The 19,092-nt window shown below is 45.9% G+C and carries 17 protein-coding genes; 16 read left to right on the forward strand and 1 reads right to left on the reverse strand.

The genetic code is table 11. The features are described from left to right. Positions 1 to 45: 45 nt before the first annotated feature. From OKX00_RS03375 to OKX00_RS03450, 16 genes are all read left to right on the forward strand, one after another. The gene (locus OKX00_RS03375; RefSeq protein WP_265409417.1) at positions 46 to 810 is read left to right on the forward strand and encodes an alpha/beta hydrolase; all 765 of its coding nucleotides are present in this window, start codon (positions 46 to 48) and stop codon (positions 808 to 810) included. Positions 811 to 1,285: 475 nt separating this feature from the next. Next, positions 1,286 to 2,023 carry a YveK family protein gene (locus OKX00_RS03380; RefSeq protein ID WP_248254066.1) on the forward strand — a complete coding sequence of 246 codons (738 nt, stop codon included), beginning with the start codon at positions 1,286 to 1,288 and terminating at the stop codon, positions 2,021 to 2,023. After that, positions 2,013 to 2,702, forward strand: coding sequence for a CpsD/CapB family tyrosine-protein kinase (locus tag OKX00_RS03385; protein ID WP_265409418.1), 690 nt, complete (start codon positions 2,013 to 2,015; stop codon positions 2,700 to 2,702). The genes OKX00_RS03380 and OKX00_RS03385 overlap by 11 nt, the downstream gene beginning before the upstream one ends. Before the next feature lie 22 nt (positions 2,703 to 2,724). After that, on the forward strand, positions 2,725 to 3,486 hold the full coding sequence (locus OKX00_RS03390; RefSeq protein ID WP_265409419.1) for a tyrosine-protein phosphatase: 762 nt from the start codon (positions 2,725 to 2,727) through the stop codon (positions 3,484 to 3,486). Between the two features lie 50 nt (positions 3,487 to 3,536). Then, positions 3,537 to 5,363: a polysaccharide biosynthesis protein gene (locus OKX00_RS03395; RefSeq protein ID WP_265409420.1), complete on the forward strand. Its 1,827-nt coding sequence runs from the start codon at positions 3,537 to 3,539 to the stop codon at positions 5,361 to 5,363. Between the two features lie 13 nt (positions 5,364 to 5,376). Further along, entirely contained in the window at positions 5,377 to 6,687 is a 1,311-nt protein-coding gene (locus OKX00_RS03400) for a lipopolysaccharide biosynthesis protein (protein ID WP_265409421.1), read from the forward strand. A gap of 5 nt (positions 6,688 to 6,692) precedes the next feature. Further along, entirely contained in the window at positions 6,693 to 8,021 is a 1,329-nt protein-coding gene (locus tag OKX00_RS03405) for a hypothetical protein (protein WP_265409422.1), read from the forward strand. Between the two features lie 32 nt (positions 8,022 to 8,053). Then, positions 8,054 to 9,199: a glycosyltransferase family 4 protein gene (locus tag OKX00_RS03410; RefSeq protein ID WP_265409423.1), complete on the forward strand. Its 1,146-nt coding sequence runs from the start codon at positions 8,054 to 8,056 to the stop codon at positions 9,197 to 9,199. After that, a complete protein-coding gene (locus OKX00_RS03415; protein WP_265409424.1) occupies positions 9,200 to 10,399 on the forward strand; it encodes a glycosyltransferase family 4 protein in 1,200 nt (399 codons plus the stop codon). It abuts the gene before it with no gap. Then, a complete protein-coding gene (locus OKX00_RS03420; protein ID WP_265409425.1) occupies positions 10,383 to 10,973 on the forward strand; it encodes a sugar transferase in 591 nt (196 codons plus the stop codon). The genes OKX00_RS03415 and OKX00_RS03420 overlap by 17 nt, the downstream gene beginning before the upstream one ends. Next, the gene (locus OKX00_RS03425) at positions 10,970 to 11,614 is read left to right on the forward strand and encodes an acetyltransferase (protein WP_265409426.1); all 645 of its coding nucleotides are present in this window, start codon (positions 10,970 to 10,972) and stop codon (positions 11,612 to 11,614) included. Before OKX00_RS03420 ends, OKX00_RS03425 begins: the two co-directional genes overlap by 4 nt. A 16-nt stretch (positions 11,615 to 11,630) precedes the next feature. Next, entirely contained in the window at positions 11,631 to 12,779 is a 1,149-nt protein-coding gene (locus OKX00_RS03430; RefSeq protein WP_265409427.1) for a DegT/DnrJ/EryC1/StrS family aminotransferase, read from the forward strand. 140 nt (positions 12,780 to 12,919) lie between these two features. Then, positions 12,920 to 14,485, forward strand: a complete 1,566-nt coding sequence (locus tag OKX00_RS03435; RefSeq protein ID WP_265409428.1) for a hypothetical protein — start codon at positions 12,920 to 12,922, stop codon at positions 14,483 to 14,485. 243 nt (positions 14,486 to 14,728) lie between these two features. Next, the gene (locus OKX00_RS03440) at positions 14,729 to 15,217 is read left to right on the forward strand and encodes a zinc ribbon domain-containing protein (RefSeq protein WP_256224735.1); all 489 of its coding nucleotides are present in this window, start codon (positions 14,729 to 14,731) and stop codon (positions 15,215 to 15,217) included. A 12-nt stretch (positions 15,218 to 15,229) separates the two neighbouring features. Further along, positions 15,230 to 16,867, forward strand: a complete 1,638-nt coding sequence (locus OKX00_RS03445; RefSeq protein ID WP_265409429.1) for a zinc ribbon domain-containing protein — start codon at positions 15,230 to 15,232, stop codon at positions 16,865 to 16,867. Positions 16,868 to 16,900: 33 nt separating this feature from the next. Further along, the gene (locus OKX00_RS03450; RefSeq protein ID WP_265409430.1) at positions 16,901 to 18,322 is read left to right on the forward strand and encodes a zinc ribbon domain-containing protein; all 1,422 of its coding nucleotides are present in this window, start codon (positions 16,901 to 16,903) and stop codon (positions 18,320 to 18,322) included. Positions 18,323 to 18,382: 60 nt separating this feature from the next. Here the strand turns inward: OKX00_RS03450 and OKX00_RS03455 are convergent, their stop codons facing one another. Next, the gene (locus OKX00_RS03455) at positions 18,383 to 18,913 is read right to left on the reverse strand and encodes a DUF2179 domain-containing protein (RefSeq protein WP_062237578.1); all 531 of its coding nucleotides are present in this window, start codon (positions 18,911 to 18,913) and stop codon (positions 18,383 to 18,385) included. Positions 18,914 to 19,092 lie beyond the last annotated feature (179 nt).

The raw sequence follows: 19,092 nt of genomic DNA on the forward strand, positions 1-19,092 counted from the left end.
GTTCCGTCATGATGTAAGAAAACCGATAGAATGGGAGAGTGGAAAATGATCGATACGTTCGAAGTTGTCATCACGCCATTTCAGAGGAAACGGAAGATAAGGGTCTGCCTGCCGAATGATTATGAAACAAGCGGAAAAACATATCCAGTCCTGTTTATGCATGACGGACAGAACCTGTACCGTGATGAGGATGCGAGCTTCGGCACATCCTGGGGTGTAAAGGATTATATAGAAGAAAGCGGTCTTGAGCTGATTGTCGTCGGGATTGATTGTGCGGATGGAACTGACCGTCTGGATGAGTACGGTCCATGGGAGAATGCCGACATTGCAGACAAGCTGAACCTGGATAAAAATGCTTACGGCGGCGGGGGTGAAAAATACATCGATTATATCGTACATGAACTCAAGCCCCTGATCGATCAAAAATACCGTACCCAGCGCAATGACACGCTGATGGCGGGAAGCTCGATGGGCGGTCTGATTTCGACATACGCGGCCTGCGCCTATCCGCTCATTTTCACTCGGGTAGCTTCTGTTTCGTCTGCCTATTGGTTCAGCCAGCAGGAGATTGAAGAGCTGATCCGGGACAGCGACCTTTCCAGCGTGAAAAAATTCTACATGGACGTTGGTACAAAGGAAGACTCCGGGAACGTAAATAACCACATGTATATCGATTCTAGCGACCGGGTTTACGAGATCATTAAGGATAAGGTGAGTGACTGCCGCTATGACGTAGTCGAAGGCGGCATACATAACGAAGCCGATTGGAGAAAACGCCTGCCGGAGATTTTGGGGTATATGTTTTTATAAATGGTGCCAGGGCACCGCAATTTGCGGGTGCCTGGCACCACTTTTTTTTCTCTTTTATTCCACGATTCAACAAGAAACAAAAAAGTTTTAGTTAAAAAGATACAGGCAGTTAGAACCGGTTTATGTAAAATTTGTAAAGTATACATTAAGAGGGTTTACTTCAAAATGCAGGGAATGATTGTTGTTTCCTAAAAAAACTGTGCGTTTTGCTCCTATGACCCTCCTCTTAAAACCCCTTTTTCCCTTACTGCGTTTAATCAAAGACAACCTCAAATCTATCCAAACCTCCTCACATAAAAACATCCTATATACACTGAACCAAATTGGAAGTTAGTGGAATAAAAGTGCATAAAATGTCATGTTATTAAATAATTGTAAATGTTCGCCAGAGTTCAACTATAGTCCCGTTTTATCGACATCTTTTCCTGCTATACTCAATTTGAAATTTTCAACGATTGAAAAATAGGAGGTCTAGATGGAAGAGACAATCAGTTTACGAGATATCATGCTTATCTTGAAAAGAAGGTATATGCTTATTATTTTGTCTGCACTGGTTCTTGCCGGAATTGCAGGGGCTGTTTCATATTATGTGATGGATCCAACCTATCAGTCATCTGCACAAATTTTAGTGAATGAAGAGAAGCAGGATGCCAAGCCGTTTGATGTTAACGCCGTACGCACCAATGTGGAAATGATCAATACGTACAGCGTCATTATTAAAAGTCCGGCGATCCTTGAAAAAGCAGCGGATGAGCTGAACATTGACGGAGGCATCAATGAGCTGAACAACAAAGTCAGTGTGAACAGCCAGGAAAATTCTCAAGTGTTTTCAATTACAGTTAAAGACAGTGATCCTGCAGAGGCAGCTAAAATCTCCAATACGATCGCCGGTATCTTCCAAAAAGAAATACCGCATATCATGAATGTTGATAATGTCAGTATCTTATCCAAAGCTGATGAAAATCCAGTGCCTGTCGCTCCCCGTCCAATTTTGAACATTGCGATCGGCTTGGTCATCGGGTTAATGATCGGAGCAGGCTTGGCATTCCTTCTTGAATATCTGGACAACACCATCAAAACGGAAGAGGATGTTCAAATCGTAACCGGACTGCCGGTGCTTGGGGCCATACCGAAGATGGATACCGTCAAAGAAACGAAGGCTTCAGCACCAGTCACGCCAAACGGAGTAAGGAGTGAGACGGTTGAGTCGTAAACTGAAGAGCAGCCTAAAGAACCTGTCACGCAGCCTGATCACGCAGCAAAACCCGAAATCCCCTGTTTCTGAACAATATCGGACAATCCGAAGCAACATTCAGTTTTCGTCTATCGATCAGAAGTGCCAGACGATCATGCTTACTTCTCCTGGAAAGGAAGAAGGGAAGTCGACAACTGCAGCTAATTTAGCAGTGGTGCTTGCACAGCAAGGAAAAAAAGTATTGCTTGTTGATACCGATCTCAGAAAGCCAACGGTCCATTATACCTTTCAGCTTTCTAACCTCCATGGGCTAACCACCGTCCTAACGAAGGAAATAGCCTTAGAACGCGCATTTCAGGAATCAGCTATTCCCGGACTTTCGGTGCTGACATGCGGACCGATTCCGCCCAATCCGTCTGAATTGCTGGCATCTCTCGCGATGGAGTCTTTGATTGCCGACGTAAAAGAAAGCTTTGACTATATTATTTTCGACACACCCCCTGTTCTCTTAGTGACAGATGCTCAGATTCTTGCGAGTAAATGTGATGGCTGCCTTCTGGTGGTGGCCAGCGGTATCACTGAAAAAGATGCAGCAGCAAAAGCCAACGAGCAGCTGAAAAAAGCCAAATCCAGAATGCTTGGCGCCGTGCTCAATGGTCAGCAAAGAAAAGAACAGATGTATTATTACGGAGGATAAACTGCAGCTAGAGGAGGGCACCATGATTGATATCCATTCACACATACTGCCGGGAATTGATGACGGAGCACCTGATATCGAAGCAAGTCTTGATATGGCCCGAGACGCTTTGGACCAGGGCATCACACATGTGATCGCCACACCTCATCACCGAAACGGGACCTTTGAAAACGAAAAAACTTCCATATTGGAACAGGTGTACCGCTTAAACACTCGTTTAACAGAGGAAGGACTCCCATTAACAGTCCTGCCAGGCCAGGAGATCAGAATCTATCGCAGCATGGTACAGGATTTTGAGCAGCTTCTGTCTTTAAATCATACAGGGCGATATCTGTTCATCGAGTTTTCTTTCACAAGGGTGCCTAACTATTCGAACGAGCTGTTCCATGAAATGCTGGTCAAAGGTTATGTACCTGTCATCGTTCATCCAGAGCGGAACACAGAACTGCTGGAAAATCCCGAATTGCTTTATGAGTTTGTGGAACAAGGGGCATTGACTCAGGTTACTGCCGGAAGTCTGTTGGGAGATTTCGGTAAAAAGACCAAATCGTACACGCAGGAACTGATCAGCCACGACCTTACACATTTCATTGCATCTGATGCCCATAACATTTCTTCAAGAAGGTTTTGCCTAAGTGAGGCGTACGATGAAATATCCAGGCAGTTTGGCAGCAGCAAAGTCCTGTATTTCCAGGAGAATGCCTATTCATTAACGGAAGGCAGTGCGATCAATTCCGAGTTGCCTGTTCCGATCAGGAAGAGAAGGCTTATGGGTATTTTTTAAACAATATAAATTTTAAGGAAGAAAAAATTTAATAACAGGGGGAAATTGAAATGAGTTATAAAAGCCGATTCACTTTCTTGATTACTATTGACTCGCTTATCGTTCTCCTTTCCATTTATTTGTCTCACTTTTTCCTCAATCCCTATGCCGCAAAGGTCAATTTAATCATTGCTGTAAGTTCTTTAGTTCTGTTGGGAAGCCATCATTTATTTTCGTACGTTTTCAGAATCTATCGGAGTGCCTGGAGATATACCAGTATGGAAGAATTAGCAGGGATCTTTACTATCGTCACATCTTCCGTCCTGATGACTGTCATGACCCAGCTTGTATTTTTTCACACAGTCTACGAGCGCGCCTTAATCATTGCGTGGATGCTGCATATTCTTTTTCTTGGCGGTGTCAGGTTTGCCTGCCGTTTTACCTTAGGCCTGAAAAGGATGAACAACAAACTGCGGACTCCCGGAAAAAGGACACTGATCATAGGCGCTGGGGATTCTGGACGAATACTGGCACGGCAATTAAAAGCGACAGAGCAGACAGATCTGATCCCTGTAGCGTTTGCTGACGATAATCTTCAGCTAAAAAACCTTGCGATCTCGGGAATCGATGTGAAAGGAACAGTCGATGATCTATCCTCGATCGTGAAGGAAAACAAAATCGAGCATATCATTATCGCCATGCCATCTGCTTGTCCCAAAAGGACCAAGGAAGTGATTACACAGGCAAAGCTTGTATGTGAAAACGTACAGATTCTTCCTAAAATTGAAGACCTGGTGCTCGGGAAACTATCCATCAGCTCCATAAAGGATGTCTCCGTCGAGGACCTGCTCGGCAGGGAAGAGGTCGAGCTTGATGTGAATGCCATCGCTGACAAAATCAATGGGAGAACAGTGCTCGTGACAGGTGCGGGCGGATCCATAGGCTCTGAGATCTGCCGCCAGGCTGCACAGTTCAATCCATCACAGATTGTATTGCTCGGTCATGGAGAGTACAGCATCTATAAGATCGAGCGGGAACTTAAACAACGGTTTAAACATATCGATTTTCCAACCGTGATTGCAGACATTCAGGACTACGGAAAAATGGTGGAGGTCATGGAACAATTTCAGCCGGAGGTCGTCTACCATGCTGCGGCCCATAAGCATGTCCCTCTCATGGAGCGGAATCCTGAAGCGGCTGTGAAGAATAACATTATCGGGACAAAAAACGTGGCCGAAGCTGCCTCGGTCGCCCATGTGAAAACGTTTGTCATGATTTCCACGGACAAAGCCGTTAATCCTACAAGTGTGATGGGAGCGACCAAACGAATAGCTGAGCAGATCGTCCAGCATATGGATACCATCAGCTCCACCCGGTTTGTCGCGGTGAGGTTTGGAAACGTATTAGGCAGCAGGGGAAGCGTGATCCCTCTGTTTAAAGAGCAGATTAAGAACGGAGGCCCGGTTACCGTAACTCACCCTGAGATGGTGCGATATTTTATGACGATCCCGGAAGCTTCCCGTCTTGTGATCCAGGCAAGTGCACTGGCAAACGGAGGTGAAATCTTTGTATTGGATATGGGGGAACCGGTAAAGATTGTGGATCTGGCAAAAAATCTAATCCGCTATTCCGGGTTTGAAAATGAAGAGATCGCCATTGAATATTCCGGCATCCGTCCAGGAGAAAAGCTGTACGAGGAATTGCTCAATGAGGATGAAGTACATCCGGAACAGATCTATCCGAAAATTTACGTCGGGAAATCTGTGAAGGCCGAACTGGCGCAGATTAAAAGGCTGATCAACCGGTCCATGGACATCAGTGACGCGGAGCTGAAGAAAATGCTTCTGTTCATGACGAACCAACAAAGCTATGAATCCAAAGAAGTAGAATACGTCTAAAAGGGGGCCTGCTTTGATCGCGAAGGTAGTACAGCCATTAAAAAAACTTGGAAACACAAATGTAAAAAGCCGGTTCTTAAAAAATATCCTTGTTTTGGCGGGAGGGACCGCCTTTGCTCAAGGGCTGCTTGCTCTTTGTTCCCCGGTCCTGACAAGACTGTATACACCAGCGGATTTTGGACTGCTCCAAACCTACGTTTCTGTACTTTCCATAGCTGCTGTTATTGCTTCATGGAGATATGAGATGACGATCCCTTTGCCCAAAAGCGACCGTACCGCAGCCAGTCTGCTCGTTTTATCGATGATGATCACCTTCTTTATGGGAGGTGTCATGGCAGTCATCTTCTTTCTTTTTCAACATGAGCTTGAGAGATTTCAAACATTCCAAAGCCTTATCGATTATTTGTGGCTACTGCTGCTCAGCTTTTTGGGAGTCGGCATCTACCAGTCGCTGAATTATTGGGCGGTGCGTAAAGGCGCCTTTAAAGATATTGCGAGAACAAAAGTGACGCAAAGCTTCGGACAGATTGCTATCCAGGTTGTTTTCGGTCTTCTCATGTTTCGGCCGTCTGGTCTTCTGCTTGGAGATGCGGCCGGAAGAGTGATGGGCAGCGGCAGGCTGAGTCTGTCTTTATTGAAGGAAGATTCAAAGGTTCTAAAGGAGATTACGGTTAAAAGCATCATAGAGTCAGCCAAACGATACAGATCATTTCCTCTCATTTCAAGCTGGTCGGCTTTATTGAACGGGATCGGACAGCAGTTGGCGCCGCTTTTGATCATTTCCTTTTTTGGAGCGGCGACGGGCGGCTGGTTTGCGCTTGGCCAGAGAGTGATTGGAATGCCAATGCTGCTGATCGGAAAATCGGTTTCACAGGTGTATTTTGGTGAAGCCTCCGACCGTCTGAAGAAGAATGAGGGGATAATGGACCTGTACCAAAAAACAGCGGGTAAGTTATTTCTTATCGGAGTGCTGCCGATCGCCGTTCTGTTTGTCGGTTCGCCCTATTTGTTCAGTCTGTTTTTTGGCACTGAGTGGAGAGAAGCGGGGCTCTATGTCCAATCGCTGTCTCTCATGTTTCTGGGGCACTTTGTCGTCGTTCCCTTGTCCCAGACACTGTATATCATCGAGAAACAAAGCTGGCAGTTTTATTGGGACCTGGGAAGAGTTGGCATTATTCTGGCTATTTTTATGGTCGTCAAAGATATGGGGATGTCAGCAGGGACGGCAGTCATGATCTATGGAATGTTCATGTTTGCGATGTATGCGGCGCATTATCTTCTAACGGTCGCCGCGATTAAGCAAATGGATAGAGCAGGGAGCTGATCAATATGATGAAAAAGCTGAATATCCTGACGCTGACACTGCTTTACGGCGTGGTGCTGCAGTTAATCTACAGCCATGTCATCTCGATTAATTTTTCGTACATGGGCTATGTGTATCTGCCGGTCAGTATGATGCAGCTGCTATTTGCCTACACGTTTGCGGTCATCCCAGCACTTTGGATGCCTGTCATAATTACGAGGCCATCGCAGGTCGTTTACTGGCTGCTGTTTGTGATGGTATATGTACCTGCCATTCTCGTAACGGTTCATACCCTGCCTTTGCCTCTTGAGCAAATTTTAAGGTTTCACGCCAGCCTTTTCCTATCGTTCGGCATGCTTGGCCTCATTTATAAGGTGCCTTTGCTGTCCATTCCATCTGTAAAAATGCCGGCAGCCTGCTTTTGGGGATTCATTTTTTCGCTGAGTCTCATCTCTTATGTATTTATTTTTAAAGCGTTTGGCATGTCCTTGAGCTTTGTTTCACTCTTGAACGTTTATGATGTGCGTTCGGATTACAAGGAAGCAGCTCAGCAAAGCTCAGGGCTCGCAGCCTATCTGATCTCCTGGCAAGCCAACGTGCTCAATCCGTTAATTCTCGGGTATGGACTGAAAAAGAAGAAGCTGTGGATGACCGCAGCCGCACTATTGGGACAGGGAGCCATCTTTTCGATCACTGGCTATAAAAGTGTGTTCTTCTCGGGCGTCCTCATCATGGCCATCCTGATGGCCATGTACAAGCATGGCAAGCGGTTTGGATACTTTACGATGGCAGGGGCAGTGGGGCTGATCATCATCGGCTGGATCGCGAAAGCCGGTTTCGGCTCTCTCATTTTTTCTTCACTTTTTGTTCGTCGAATTTTGATCACTCCTGGATTCCTGACCGGTCTGTATTATGATTTCTTTTCTTCCCATGAACAGGTGCATCTGGCGCACAGCATCTTTAAATCGTTTATCGATTATCCATACAGCCTGAACCCGCCATATCTGATCGGCTCTTACTATTTTCACAGCCAGGAAATGTCGGCGAACGCTAACATATGGGCAGACGGCTTCGCGAACTTCGGGTTTTGGGGACTGTTCATTTTCCCCTTATTACTTGGGTTCATCCTGCTGCTGTATGACAGTGTTTCCGAGCAAAAGGATCTGAGGGTGGCATGCCTGCTGATTGGGATCCCGGCTTTTTCATTGACCAATACGGCACTGCTGACCGGATTATTAACGCACGGATTGGGCTTGGCTTTGGTGATCGCCTACCTTATTCCTGGAAAAAGAGAAACAGAAACCGTTTTGTCTGCCGGCTCCCTGGAGAACAGGCAATGGGATAAATCTGCGTAAGGACATGAATTATGAAACGGAGGGTGATCAACATGATGAAAGTGACCCATTTTACCTCGGTTCATCCTGAGAATGACACAAGAATTTTTATAAAGGAATGCAGCTCGCTCGCGGAGCATTATGAGGTTTCCTATGTGGTTCCTTCTGCAAAAAGCTATCAAAAAAATGGGGTAAACGTCATCGGTATCAATGCAAAAGCAAAGAACCGGCTGCTCCGCATGCTGTCCACGACGTATCAGGTTTACAAGAAGTGCAAGGCGCTCGATTCGGATGTCTACCATTTTCATGATCCGGAGCTTCTGCTGTCCGGCCTTCTCCTGAAAGGGGCCGGCAAAGCGGTGATCTATGATGTACATGAGGATGTACCAGAGCAGATCTTATCAAAGCATTGGATCCCGAAGCCCATAAAAAGACCGCTTCATTTTATGGTGAAAGCTGTGGAAAAGTTTTGTTCCAAGCGGTTTGATGCCGTGATCACAGCCACGCCTGCGATTACGGATCGATTCAAAACCTATAACGAGAATACGGTCACTGTACAAAACTTTCCGATCATGAACGAACTGGCTGAACGAGGAGAGCGAAAAACAGATTCTGATCATTCGATCGCCTATGTCGGTTCGATTACAGCCGCCAGAGGGATTAAAGAAATGATCGAGGCCATATATGAGGTTAACAAGGAACAGCGGGTATCGCTTGAGCTTGGCGGCAAATTTTTTCCGGAAACCCTGCTGGACGAGATGAGGAAACTGCCGGGCTGGAAGCATACAAATTATATGGGCGTGCTGCAGCGGGAACAGGTGAAGGATACCCTTGCGAAATCCAGTCTTGGCATGGTCCTGATCCATCCCGAACCGCGGTATAAAGTGGCCTATCCTGTGAAGCTTTTTGAATACATGTCAGCCGGCCTGCCGGTCATCGTCTCTAATTTTGAACTATGGGAAGACATCGTTTACACGAGCAGATGCGGACTGTGCGTGAATCCGCTGGATGTGAACGATGTCAAGAACGCCATTGCCTGGATGCTTTCTAATCCTGATGAAGCGCTAGCGATGGGCCGAAACGGAAGGAAGGCTGTTGAACAGCAGTTTAACTGGGAAAAGGAAAGCCGAAAGCTGGTCGCTTTGTATGAGCAGTTGGGAAGACGGGCCGTACCAGTGCTAGAAGAAGAGGTGGTCTGATTGAAGATCACCTATATCCATCAATATTTTTCTGTCCATTCCGGAGGCACCAGGTCGTATGAATTTGCGAAACACCTGTCAGAAAAGGGGCATGAGGTGACGATCGTGACGGGAACCGATGCCAAGGCAGACCATGGCTGCGGCTTTACCGTCAAGTCGACAAAAACAAAGTATAAGAACAGCTTCAGTTTCGTACAGCGCATCATGGCTTTTTTGCATTTTATGCTGAAAAGTATCTGGATCGGTTTGCGGGAGAAGAACTCCGATCTTGTTTTTGCCACATCCACTCCGCTGACGGTGGGAGTCACTGGACTTTTTATTGCGAAGGTTAAACGGCAAAAATTTGTTTTTGAAGTCAGGGACGTTTGGCCTGATATTCCGATCCAGCTCGGATTTATTAAATCCAAGCTTGTGATCCTGCTGTTAAAGCGTCTTGAACATGTCATCTACAAGCACGCGGATTTTATTATTGTCCTCTCAACGGGAATGAAAGAGAACCTGCTGGGAAAAGGAGTACCCGAAGAAAAGCTGAAAGTGATTACCAATCTCGCAAACAATCAGCTGACAGACAGGATCGTGGCGGACCGTGAAGAGATGGAAGCAAAGTATCCCGAATTAACAGGGAAGTTTCTCTGCATCCACCCTGGCACGATGGGATTCGTAAACGGCCTCGACTTCATTCTGGAACTGGCTGTTCGATTTCCCGATCCCGACATCCTGTACGTACTGATCGGGGAAGGCAAAGAGAAAGAGAAGCTGAAGTCGGTAAAAGAAACGCTTCACTTGGACAATGTGCTGATCTGGGATAACATGCCGAAAGAAGATGTGCTAAAGCTCGTGAAGTACAGCGGTTTGGGCATTATGACCGTGACGGGCTTTAAAATACTGGAAGACAACAGCGCCAATAAGTTTTTTGATTTTCTGGCTGCAGGAAAACCGATCCTGCTCAACTATGAAGGCTGGCAGAAAAGGCTTCTGGAGCAGCATGGAGCAGGAAAGGGATTTCCGTACGGAAGCTATGAAGAGAGCTTTCAATTTATTAAAGCGATGCAAAGCAATGAAACGATGCAAAAAAAATATGGCGAACGAGCGAAGCAGCTCGCTGTTCATTCCTTTGATTCTAAAAAACTCGCAAACGAGCTGCTCGGCGTTTTTGAAGATGTGGTAAAGGAGGACTTTATGAATGAAGAGGCTGTTTGATATCGCTGTATCCTTCGTTGCTCTTCTTGTTCTTCTTCCTTTTATCGGAATCTTTTATGTATGGATTCGAAAAAAACTTGGCTCTCCCGTGTTTTTTAAACAAGAAAGGCCTGGACTGCACGGAAAGCCCTTTAATCTGTATAAATTCCGAACCATGTCCGATGATCGGGACGAAGACGGTGAATTGCTGCCGGACGCTGTCCGCCTGACCTCTTTTGGAAAAAGACTGAGAGCACTGAGCATCGACGAGATTCCTCAGCTGTTTAACGTATTAAAAGGGGATATCAGTCTGGTGGGGCCGAGGCCGTTATTAATGGAATATTTGCCGTTGTATACAGCTGAACAGGCAAGAAGGCAGAACGTAAAGCCGGGAATTACGGGCTGGGCGCAAGTGAACGGAAGGAACGCCATTTCGTGGGAGGAGAAATTTATCCTGGACGTCTGGTATGTTGATCATCGCTCGTTCTGGCTTGATTTGAAGATCATCTTTCTTACCTTTGCAAAGGTTGTGAAGTCTGAGGGAATCAGCCAGCAAGGCCAGGCTACCGTTCAGAAGTTCAGGGGATCGCTATGAAAAAGCTCGTTGTAATCGGAGACGGCGGCCACAGCAAGGTAGTCAGGGATATTGTCCTTGCAGGCAATGAGTATGAATGGGTTGGGACACTGGATGATAAGTACGCTTCTTTCATAGAAAAGGATGGGAGATTTTCAGGACCTATCCACACGGTCGACAGAATCCTGGAGCGTTTCGGCAGCCAGGTCTATTTTGTGATTGCGATTGGTTCCAACCGGATAAGGAAGGCGGTCGCTGAACAGCTTGAGATCTATGATGTGAAGTATGCTGTTCTCGTTCATCCCTCTGCAATTATTGGCTCAAATGTAAATTTTATGCCCGGAACGGTTGTCATGCCTGGGGCGATTGTAAATTCGTCTGCCTCCATACACACGCACTGCATCATTAACACGAATGCTGTGGTGGAACATGATTGTATCCTTTACTCTTATGTGCATCTTTCCCCTGGAGCCATCCTTGCGGGAAATGTCACGGTGTTAGAAGGAGCCAGTATTGGCATTGGGGCAAAGATGATCCCGTCTGTATCGGCAGGAGAGTGGTCAACGGTAGGAGCAGGAGCCGTCGTAATCAAGGATATTCCTCCCTGCTGTACAGCCATAGGTGTTCCTGCATCACCCATGAAACACATCAAATCCCTTTAGAAAGCTGGTGACTCTTATGAAAGAACGTATATTCCTTTCACCTCCGCATATGAGCGGCAATGAACAGACGTATATTAATGAGGCCTTTGAGACGAATTGGATCGCTCCGCTAGGGCCGAATGTCGATGCTTTTGAAAAAGAAATGTGCGGAGTAACTGGTGCCGGGGCTGCACTGGCGACCAGCTCAGGAACAGCAGCCATTCACCTTGCCCTTAAACTGTTAAACATCCAGCAGGGGGACACGGTTTTTTGCTCCTCCTTGACGTTCATTGCCAGTGCTAATCCGGTACTGTATGAAAAAGCAGAGCCTGTTTTTATTGATTCTGAACCTGATTCATGGAACATGTCTCCGCAGGCGCTTCAACGTGCGTTTCAAGATGCCGTTCGCGAAAGGAAGCTGCCTAAAGCCGTCATCGTCGTCAATCTCTACGGACAGAGTGCGGACTATGATCCCATCCTTGAAATCTGCAGCCATTATAACGTCCCTATTATTGAGGATGCTGCTGAATCGCTTGGTGCGCATTATAAACATAAAAAGAGCGGGACATTGGGGACGTTTGGTATCTTCTCGTTTAACGGCAATAAAATCATCACCTCATCCGGCGGGGGTATGCTTGTTTCCAACGATCCGGAGAGGATTGAGCGTGCGAAGTTTCTTGCGACGCAGGCGAGAGATCAGGCTGTTCATTATGAGCACAGTGTTTTGGGTTTCAACTACAGGTTAAGCAATATTCTGGCAGGGGTCGGCCGCGCCCAGCTTGAACTGCTATCCGACAGAGTCAATGCCAGGCGGGAACGGTTTCAATGTTATTACGAGGCCTTGCACCGTTTCGATGGGATAGATTTCATGCCGGAAGCAGATTATGGATTACATACGAGGTGGCTGACGACCTTAACCCTCAGCCCCGATCAGACGGGTGTTTCATCAGCAGAAGTGATCAGTGAACTGGCAAATGAAAACATTGAAAGCCGTCCGGTATGGAAACCGCTTCACCTTCAGCCGCTGTTCAAAGGAAACAAATATTATCCTCACGAAGAACAGGTAAGCGTATCGGATGAGCTGTTTTTAAACGGGCTTTGTCTGCCGTCCGGTTCGAATTTAACATTAGAGCAGCAGGAAATAATATTGAATACCTTCAGTAAACTGGTGAAGCAGCCGGTTTAAAATACAGGATGCAAAAAGCAGGAGGAGACGATGCCGTTTCCGACTGCTTTTTTAGTATAAAATTTTTCTCCTTTTGATTTGTGAAATTTGACCGATATAACAGTCATCAACTTCACAGAAACAAAAGGGGATTTTTTGGGATGGTAAGAAAACAGGCAATAGGAATGGTGTGTTTATGTATATTTTTTTTCTTGTTTCCTGATAGAGTGAAAGCTTTTCGAGGAGAATGGTATGAAAAATATACGGCTTTTGAGAAAGAAAAAGGGAATGCTTATTTTCGTTCTTCTGATAGTTCAACTCTTGGATGGGGGGAGAGCTATCTGCTGCGAAGTTATATTGAAGTGTATAAGAAATCGGGTGAAACAAAGTGGCTTGATAAGTTTACAAACCATATCGATACTATGCTGTCCAACAGCAGAGATGATGATCAGGACGGTTATCTGGGGTGGACGACTCATGTGTACTCGCCGAACATTATCGGCAACGGCGGGTTTGAAATGGATCTCGAACAGAAGCAGGCGGACGCCAATAATTGGAGAAGGTACCAGTCCAACAGCCTGACCGCGTTTAAAAATAAAAGCCCTGCTGTCTACAATGGAAAGGTTTATGGCCGATACGGTGTGGTGCTGAAGTCCAACGGCAAGTCATGGCAAAAGCTATATCAGAAAATCAGAAATTACGCGCCTAACACAAAATACTTTTTCAATTTCTTCGGCAAGACGAACGGGGCAGTGAACGGGGAGGCGTATATCTATGATAAAACGGATAGAAGAATTCTTTCAAAAATCACCATCAACAATAAGGAATGGACCTATTACCGGCAATTTGTAACGATGCCGGATGCCGGACATGACCTCGAAATCTGGCTTGGCCATGAAAAGTACAACATCAATAAAGCGCTTCTTTATGTGGATGAGGTAAGGCTAAACGCAAGTCTGCCGTATTTGGCACATGATGCGATGGTCGGTATCCCGATGGCCGAGTTTGTCAGATTAGTAGGTGAGAGGCCGGAGCTGCAAACTGCGTACAAGCAAAAAGCGGATAAGTATCTTGCGTTTTTGACAGGTGACATGATTCCTAAATGGGAGAAAAGTTATTTTATTGGCAACACATGGGATCCTGTCTTAGGTCTGTATCGGGATTCTCCCAACTTCCCATCCTATGAAAAGCTGTCGAGCAAGCCGGGAGCCGTGCTGCCCTACAACATGTCGCTTGCTTATGCCCAGCTGCTTGCCGATGTCTACAGCATCACAAAGAATCAGCAATATTTAAACCGGGCTATGAACATTCACCTCCAATTTAAAAGCAAACTGGAGTATGTGCCGAAAAGCAATGCGTATATTTGGAGGTACAGGCCAGATAACAACGGACTGGAAGACACGAGCCACGGACAGATCGATATCTCCTCCGTTCTGGAGATGCACAGGCAAGGATTGCTTTATACGAGAGAGGACATGCGGCGGTTTGCCAATACCTTTTCAAAGCTCATGGTCGATCCTTCAGTAAAACCATATCAAGTGGCTAATTATGTAAGCGGCAGAAACACCCCCGTTGGCTTTATCTATACGAAGACTCTGTTAAACTGGATCGAACTGGCTGAGTTCGATCCAAGCATCTCAGGAGTCACCGCCGGCCAATTCCGAAACTATACACCAACAACCGCAAACGACTTCCTCACACTCTCCCAGCTGATGAAGTGGGAATAAAATGATCGGTGCCAGGCACCGCAATTACACACTTGTGTAATGCGGGTGCCTGGCACTTGTTTTTGTTTTCCTCATAAAAAGAAAAAATGAGAAATATAGTAAATAAAAGGTAGTCTTTTAGTCATATATCGGTATAATAAAAAAGTAGTAAAAAAGGAAGACTTTGGGCCGATACATAAGGGAACATCGTCTTTAGGACGCTATTCTATATATTTTAAAGGTGAAAAAGGGGAGAAAAATTTTATGTCAGATTTGCAGGCTAAGTTAGGCGATGGACTTACCAAAATTCAGGGCAGCCTCCAGCAGGGGAAGCAGAAGCTGCATACTGCCCAAGAAGTAGGACAGCTCAGGAAAACGGGAGCAGAAGCATCGGCTAAACGGCTAGAGCTTATCGTGGGATTAGGGGAAGAAGTCTATTCTTTGATCCGCAAAGGGGAGTTTGTTCCTGCTCATTTATCACGTATGGCAGAAGAGATTCAAGCTCAGGATACGGCGATTTTCCAAGTGAACAGAACCATTGAAGAGCTGAACCGTAAAAATACGGACGGCGGATATTCATGCTCATGCGGAGCACCTGTCAGTTCCGCTGACAAATTTTGCGGCAGCTGCGGAAAACCAGTTGTGATTCCAAACCAGAATAGCGAGCAATATACGCTTCAATGCCGTACATGCAGTGAAATGATTCCAAGCGGATCCGAGTATTGCGGATGCTGCGGAAATAAAACGGTTTAAGGGGGGACTTGCGTGTATTGCAGCAGTTGTGGACATTTAAATGATCCGAACATGAATTATTGCGCCAAAGACGGTGCGGCACTTAACCTTCCCAAAAAACCGAACGGCCTTTTCACAAGCCGGGACTCCAGGTTCTGCTCATCCTGCGGAACAGAAAATGACAGGCAGCAAAACTATTGCCGGTCATGTTCAGCGAGCTTGTTTGCATTAACCAAAGGTAAAGAAGATTTAACAGCCATTACAGGGGCAGCTCGTGATACGCTGAAAAACACGGTGAACAGCCAAACCCTCCAAAACGTGAAACAAACGGTTTTGAATTCAAAAAAAGTAAAATTCGCCCTTGGCGGAGCACTGATTTCTTTTTTAGTTGTACTTATTCTTTCATTTGCAATTAACGGGATTTTGAACAAAAAGGTAGAAACGCTTTTAGAAAATGATGAAATTAGTGAATTTAATGTAGGTTCCATTCTGTCAGAGATGGGCTCCCTTGGAGACGGGGTCGATGCCCCCGAGCCTGATTCGCTGGTAGGTGTGACAGACTGGATTCTTGCTTCGCATATGGTGGATTCGACCATTCACGCTGGGATCAAGGGAAGTGCAGGAGAAGAAACGCATTCAAGCAGCGCTGATTTTGAAACAAAGTCCGGTGTGCTTATTCTGCTTCTCATTCCGTTCATCGGTCTTGTGGCTGGGGGATATTTTTATGCTGCGAAAAACAAAAGTGAAGCATTGGCAAACCGCTTTAGCGCCGCTTTAATTATTGGTGCTGTATATGCACTGGTCCTTGCCATCCTGTCCTTTTTTGCAGGATTCTCCTATGACCTTTCTGTTAAGGAAGAATTTATGAAAATGCATCTTTCCATCGATACGGATTATTCATTCTGGGGCTCATTGTTCAATGGCTTTGTCATCGGAACATTGTTCAGCTTCCTTGGGACTTTGCTCCAGCTCGGAGCTTTCAAAACGACAGGGCATCTATCTTCACGCCTTTCCTATGGAGAGCCGATCCATCAGGCGGCAAGCACACTTGTACGTGGTGTGATTTTAACAACCTTGGTGCTCTTTATCGTCAGTGTAATCAAGATAAACGATCAGGCAGCTCCTTCTGAAGATGTACCTTGGACGGCCGTTTTCGTTTTCGTAACGCAGCTGGGTTTATATGTTTGGAACATTCTTAACTTCTCTACATTCAAGTTCCAGGGCACAGCTGACGGTGATTCCGGGTCCTTGCATTTGTCACTGTTTTCAGGGGCAGGCGGCACAGCTACAGATAACTCTATTGTATCCGGTTTTCGCTATGCGATTGAAGAAACACTGAACCTTGATGCTTACATGTATCTTGGGCTGCTCATTCCGGTTGTACTGTTTCTCTATGCCGGCTACCGCATTTATTTAAAATCACAGAATTTCAACAAAGATTTACTCATTTTCAGTGCGGTATACAGTGTGCTGCTCACGTTTATTATTACGGCAACACGTTTAGCGATTACGGTATCAGGTGACTTGATGAACCAAATGGGTATGGACGATATGGGAGGCATACATTTTTCTCTCGGTTTCTCCTTCTTCGGCACGTTGTTTGCCAGCCTGATTTTCTCGGCGCTCCTTGCTTATGCGGGAAGCTATATTGCACGTTTAAGACAACATTAAAAAGAGTTTGATAGAAAAGAAAGAGGGTAAACCATGAACTTTTGCAAGGAATGCGGAAACCAGCTGCCTGCGGGCAGCGGCTTCTGCAAAAACTGCGGAACTCCGTACAAAGGACAGGAACCAACACCAGACCCAGCTGAGCCGATAGGGACCCGTTCTTCAGAAAAGAGCAAACGTCCCAACAAGCCGCTGATCCTTTCGGTGGCTGCCTTGGTGCTTCTTCTTATTGCCGGATTTACAGCATATAAATTGATAGAGGGCAAAACCGGACCAACTGCCACCGTGAAGAATTTTAAACAAGCCATTGAAAACAAAGACACGGAAGCTGTAAAAGGCTATGTTAACGAAGGGCAGTCTGAAATTGAAGCTGATGACAAGACTGTGAAAGACTTTATTGAATACGCCAGTAAAAACAACGCGTTTTCATCAGCTATCGATTCTCTGGAAAAACAGGCGAACGGGATGGACGGCGGGGAACTTGCCCGTCCAATTACCGACGATCATGACAATGAATGGCTTCAATTGAAAAGAGACGGCAAACAATGGCTGTTCTTTGACCACTATGTGGTAGAGGTCAAACCGGTAACTGTTAAAGTGACTTCTAACTTTGAAGATTCATCCGTTTACCTGGACGGCAAGAAAAAAGGGATTCTGGATAAAGAGGACGGCATTGTAAAAGCAGGGGAAATCCTGCCGGGAAGCCATAATGTAAAAGTGGAATACAAAGGAGAATACGCAACCCTCTCCGATAACGTGGACGTTGATGTGTCAGAAGCGGAAAAAAACCTGCTTGAAGTGGAGGTTCCTCTTGAAGGGAAATACGTTTACATCAGTTCCAACTATGGTGATGCCAACCTGTTTGTCAACGGCAAGGACACCGGCAAAACGATCGATGACATCGATAAATTCGGGCCGGTGGCTACAGACGGTTCTATTACGCTTCACGCCGAAAAAAACTTTGACGTCGGAAAAATGAAAAGTGAATCGGTTGTGGTCAAAAGCGATGAAGACGTGAGCCTGGACATTGACTATGACGAATCCGCTATGGCCGCAGGAGACGAAACAATGGATGACGATAGTGGATTTTATAAAGATGAAGTTAAGAACTTTATGAGTGAGTACGTCAAACTGTCTGTAGAAGCGATGAACACCCATGATTTCTCGCTGATCTCCGATTATCTCGATGAAAGCGGAGATGCATACGATGAAACGAGCAAGTACATCGATTATGTGAACGAAAAGGGAATCACAGAAAAATTGGTGGATTATGAAGTGATTGACGTTGAGCAGTTCGATGAAGAAATGATCCATGTTTCAGCATACGAAACCTTTGATATTACGTATGGCGATGGAGAAACAAAGAGAAAGAAATTCAAATCCCGCTATGCAGTATATGCTCCATACGATGGAGGCTACTATATTAACAAGCTGCTCGAAACCAAAGAAGTGAAATAATATCGTACAGAAAAAGGTGCCAGGCACCGCAAATATGCGGGTGCCTGGCACCTTTTCAATTTATTTTGCATGTTTATCTTTCTTCATGCTCTTTGTAAGGTAGCCGCCTTTGAAGCTGCGGATCTCGAAGGAGACGAGGAAGGCTTTTGGGGCGATCTCGTCAATGATGCGCAGGAGTTCTTTTTCACGGCTTCTCTTCGCCAGTACGTCCAGACGAAACCGCGCATTTTCTTCACGCCCTTCGCCTTGATACACCGTTACGCCGAATCCTTCTTCGCGAAGGCGGTTCACCAGTTTTTCTGACCGATCCAGCAGGTTGATCTGGTGGGTCACGTAGCCGATGGCCAATTTATTTTCAAGTACCCCGCCCAGCAGGAGTCCTACTCCAAATCCGAGAGCGTAGGCGACAATGTTCCAAATGTTCGACATATCCTGAAACACGATCCCGAGGGACAAGACGTTGATGGCTGCTTCAACCACCCCGATGACACTCGCTTTTCGTGTTTCCCCTTTAACAAGCAAAATGGTACGGACGGTCACAATCGGAAGTAGAGATAGCTGCATTAGGAAAATAATGAGGGGTTGCCACATGTGAGTTGGACCTCCTTGAACGTAGTTCTGTTATTCGTGACAGTGTAACACAGCACGGCAATCTTTTCTTGTTGCTGTGTGCCTATTTCTTTTCTAGCAAAATTGTCACACGGTGTCGCATTATGTTTTACCTTAAATAGAAGCAGTGAAACACGATATGTGAAAGTAAACGCTTTCAT

This window comes from Fictibacillus sp. KU28468 (assembly GCF_026153615.1).
Taxonomy (GTDB): domain Bacteria; phylum Bacillota; class Bacilli; order Bacillales; family Fictibacillaceae; genus Fictibacillus_C; species Fictibacillus_C marinisediminis.